This window comes from Kitasatospora sp. MBT66 (assembly GCF_000710405.2).
GTDB lineage: Bacteria > Actinomycetota > Actinomycetes > Streptomycetales > Streptomycetaceae > Kitasatospora > Kitasatospora purpeofusca.
In genome coordinates this window covers 442,418-442,871 of sequence record NZ_JAIY01000006.1, presented here as the reverse complement: position 1 = coordinate 442,871, position 454 = coordinate 442,418, and the positions used below count along the sequence as shown (strand labels likewise).

1 protein-coding gene and 1 pseudogene are annotated in these 454 nt (G+C 72.2%); both read right to left on the bottom strand.

Translation table 11 applies throughout. From position 1 onward, the window contains the following. Positions 1 to 164, bottom strand: a 164-nt coding sequence (locus BI06_RS53550; protein ID WP_149030408.1) for a Trm112 family protein, incomplete at its 3' end; no start/stop codon positions are given. A 98-nt stretch (positions 165 to 262) separates the two neighbouring features. After that, positions 263 to 454: pseudogene (gene manB, locus BI06_RS14515) on the bottom strand (phosphomannomutase/phosphoglucomutase); the annotation flags it as partial.

The window sequence follows — 454 nt, the reverse complement described above, 5'->3', positions numbered from 1 at the left end:
TCGTCCACCAGCAGGACCGGAATGCCGTCGCGCACCGGGTACGCCAGGCCGCAGGTCTCGCCGGCGCAGAGCAGCTCGGGCTGCTCCTCGGTGCCGCCCTCGGTGAGCGCGGACCGGCACTGCGGGCAGACCAGGATCTCCAGCAGGAAGGATTCGAGCTTCATGGGTTCGGTCTCCGGTCTCGGTACGGGTTCTCGGCCGACGGCACAGCGGTGCCCCGGCCGAGAGGAAACCCTACCGGCCGGGGCACCGGGGCCGTACGTCAGGCGCGGACGATCGCGAGCACGCCGTCGCGCAGTTCGGCCATCCTGGCCGGGTCCTTGGCCTCGACGTTGAGGCGCAGCAGCGGCTCGGTGTTGGAGGCCCGCAGGTTGAACCACCAGTCCGGGCCGGCCACGGTGAGGCCGTCCAGCTCGTCGACCTCGGTGCCCTCGACGGCGTAGGCGGCGCGGAC